At 55.5% G+C, this 3,538-nt stretch carries 1 tRNA gene and 2 rRNA genes; all 3 read left to right on the top strand.

Annotation, left to right across the window (positions count from 1 at the left end):
- The first annotated feature begins 13 nt into the window (after positions 1–13).
- The 3 genes from ACEWFR_RS23670 to rrf all read left to right on the top strand — a co-directional run bounded on the left by ACEWFR_RS23670 (position 14) and on the right by rrf (position 3,532).
- Positions 14–85 (top strand) — tRNA-Ala (locus ACEWFR_RS23670).
- A gap of 227 nt (positions 86–312) precedes the next feature.
- Positions 313–3,233: ribosomal RNA gene (locus ACEWFR_RS23665) — 23S ribosomal RNA — on the top strand.
- Between the two features lie 177 nt (positions 3,234–3,410).
- Positions 3,411–3,532 (top strand): 5S ribosomal RNA (gene rrf / locus ACEWFR_RS23660).
- The last annotated feature ends 6 nt before the right edge of the window (positions 3,533–3,538 follow it).

Below are 3,538 nucleotides of genomic sequence, written 5' to 3'. Positions count from 1 at the left end.
TTGAGACGGGCGTGGGCCCATAGCTCAGTGGTAGAGTGCCTCCTTTGCAAGGAGGATGCCCAGGGTTCGAATCCCTGTGGGTCCATGTCTCGGAGGACAACCGAATCGTGCCCCTTAAGTGGGGCAGACGATTTCGGTTTAATCCGAACAACAACCGATGCACCACCCCGTGTAAACGCGGGTGGGAAGGGTTAATGCATGCCGCGTCTACGGCGTGCAGATGAGACCGTGTGTACGTGTAGTCCAGGCGTCCACTGGACCCGTTCCCGGGTCACTCTTGAATTACAACTGCAGGTTGCAATTCAGATCCGATGAACGTGGCTACTGTGCCAGCTGGTGGATCGCTCGGCTTGAGAGCTGAAGAAGGACGTGCCAAGCTGCGATAAGCCTGAGGGAGCCGCACGGAGGCAAAGAACTCAGGATTTCCGAATGGGAATCCCCACCGCAATTGCTTCGCGCAATGGGGAACGTCGAGAATTGAAACATCTTAGTATCGACAGGAAAAGAAAGCAAACGCGATGTCGTTAGTAATGGCGAATAAACGCGACAGAGTCCAAACCGAAGCCTTCACGGGCAATGTGGTGTTCGGACTGACGATCACTTCCCGACACTCGACGCGAAGTCTCTTGGAACAGAGCACGAGACAGGGTGACAGTCCCGTACCGTCGACGAGTAAGGAACGAGTCAGCTCCAGAGTATCGGGGGTTGGATATCCCTCGTGAATATCGCGGGCATCGACCGCGAAGACTAAACACTCCTCAAGACCGATAGCGAACAAGTAGTGTGAACGAACGCTGAAAAGCACCCCACGAAGGGAGGTGCAATAGGGCGTGAAATCAGTTGGCGATAGAGCGACGGGGCTTACAAGGTCCGCTGTTCAATGAATCAGGTGCGAACCTGTAGTAAGCGACAGGGGAAGCCGAAGTTCCGTCGTACGTTTTGAAAAACGAACCAGAGAGTGTGCCTGTTTGACGAGTCTAACTTGATTATCAAGGAAGGCGTAGGGAAACCGATATGACCGCAGTGCTTTGCACCAGGGTCACCGTGTTCAAGCGCGGGGAGTCAAACGGGCACGACCCGAAACCGGACGATCTAGGCGTGAGCAAGATGAAGCGTGCCGAAAGGCACGTGGAAGTCTGTTAGAGTTGGTGTCCTACAATACCCTCTCGTGACTTACGTCTAGGGGTGAAAGGCCCATCGAGTCCGGAAACAGCTGGTTCCAACCGAAACATGTCGAAGCATGACCTCTGCCGAGATAGTTTGTGGGGTAGAGCGACGGATTGGGGGATCGCACTCCGAGAGGAGTGCGCCCCCCTGTCCAACTCCGAACCTACAAACGTCGTTTGACGCAGGGAGTCCGGTGCACGGGGTAAGCCTGTGTACCGTGAGGGAGACAACCCAGAGCTGGGTTAAGGTCCCCAAGTGTAGACTAAGTGCGATCGAAGGTGGTCTCAAGCCCTAGACAGCCGGGAGGTGAGCTTAGAAGCAGCTACCCTCTAAGAAAAGCGTAATAGCTTACCGGCCGAGGTTTGAGGCGCCCAAAATGATCGGGGCTCAAGTCTACCACCGAGACCTAGCAGTGCGGTTCATACCGCAATCTTGTAGGTTGGCGTTCTGTTCGGGTGGAAGCACGGTCGAGAGATCGTGTGGACCGTTCAGTAACGAAAATTCTGGTCATAGTAGCAGCGTTAGTCGGGTTAGACCCCCGACGGCCGAACGAGTAAGGGTTCCTCAGCAATGCTGATCAGCTGAGGGTTAGCCGGTCCTAAGTCTGCCCGTAAGTCGAAGCAGACAACAGGGAAATAGGTTAATATTCCTATGCCAGTGTGCACTCAAAGCCAACGCTTTGGGGCCGCCTCTGCTGGGCTTTCGCCCAGTCTAACTATCGAAATCCGTGGAAACCGTAATGGTACGAAGCGGACGAATGGTAGGATAGCGTAAGAGAGGCCAACCTAGAGCCCGTGAAAAGGCGAGCACACTGTCCGTACCGAGATCCGACACAGGTACTCATGGCGGCGAAAGCCAAGGTCTGTCGGGAGCAACCGACGTTAGGGAATTCGGCAAGTTAGTCCCGTACGTTCGCAATAAGGGATGCCTGCCTCGCGAAGAGGCAGGTCGCAGTGACTCGGGCGCTCCGACTGTCTAGTAACAACATAGGTGACCGCAAATCCGCAAGGACTCGTACGGTCACTGAATCCTGCCCAGTGCAGGTATCTGAACACCCCGTACAAGGGGACGAAGGACCTGTTAACGGCGGGGGTAACTATGACCCTCTTAAGGTAGCGTAGTACCTTGCCGCTTTAGTAGCGGCTTGCATGAATGGATCAACGAGAGCGCCACTGTCCCAACGTTGGGCCCGGTGAACTGTACGTTCCAGTGCGGAGTCTGGAGACCCCCAAGGGGAAGCGAAGACCCTATAGAGCTTTACTGCAGGCTGTCACTGAGACGTGGTCGCCATTGTGCAGCATAGGTAGGAGGCGTTACACAGGTAGCCGCGCTAGCGGCTCACCGAGCCAGCATTGAAATACTACCCGATGGTGACTGCGACTCTCACTCCTGGCGGAGGACACTGGTAGCCGGGCAGTTTGACTGGGGCGGTACGCGCCTGAAAAGATATCGGGCGCGCCCCAAGATTTCCTCACTCGGGTCGGAGACCCGAGGAAGAGCGCAAGAGCAAACGGAAGTCTGACAGTGTCGAACACAACGATCGACGCTGACGCGAAAGCGTGGTCTAGCGAACCAATTAGGCTGCTTGATGCGGCCAATTGCTGACAGAAAAGCTACCTTAGGGATAACAGAGTCGTCACCCGCAAGAGCACATATCGACCGGGTGGCTTGCTACCTCGATGTCGGTTCCCTCCATCCTGCCCGTGCAGAAGCGGGCAAGGGTGAGGTTGTTCGCCTATTAAAGGAGGTCGTGAGCTGGGTTTAGACCGTCGTGAGACAGGTCGGCTGCTATCTATTGGGGGTGTTACGGTATCTGACGGGAACGTTCGTATAGTACGAGAGGAACTACGAATGGGTGCCACTCGTGTACCAGCTGTCCGAAAGGGCACGTGCTGGGCAGCGACGCACCACGGGGTAAGAGCTGAACGCATCTAAGCTCGAAACCCACCTGGAAAAGAGATACCATTGAGGCCACTCGTAGAAGACGAGTTCGATAGACTCGGGGTGTACGCACCAAGGCAACGAGGTGTTGAGCCCGCGAGCACTAACTGGCCAAGCCACACATTCATACATTACATCGCATTGGATCCGTGACGCGAGAACGGGTCCGGACGTAAACTGGACTACACATACACACGGTTTGAGACATACCACCGATTACGGTTTCTTGGACGGAAGTCCAAGGCTCGGAAGACGTGCCATCGTCTTCCGTTGTGCAACGGTTCGATTCCGTTGATCGGCATTAGGGCGGCCACAGCGGCGAGGTACCTCCCGTACCCATCCCGAACACGGAAGATAAGCTCGCCAGCGTTACGGTGAGTACTGGAGTGCGCGAGCCTCTGGGAAATTCGTTTCGCCGCCTCCACTCATA

This window comes from Natrinema sp. H-ect4 (assembly GCF_041894845.1).
In the GTDB taxonomy this organism is placed as follows: domain Archaea; phylum Halobacteriota; class Halobacteria; order Halobacteriales; family Natrialbaceae; genus Natrinema.
Note: the sequence above shows the minus strand (reverse complement) of the source record. Positions and strands in the feature narration are given on the sequence as shown.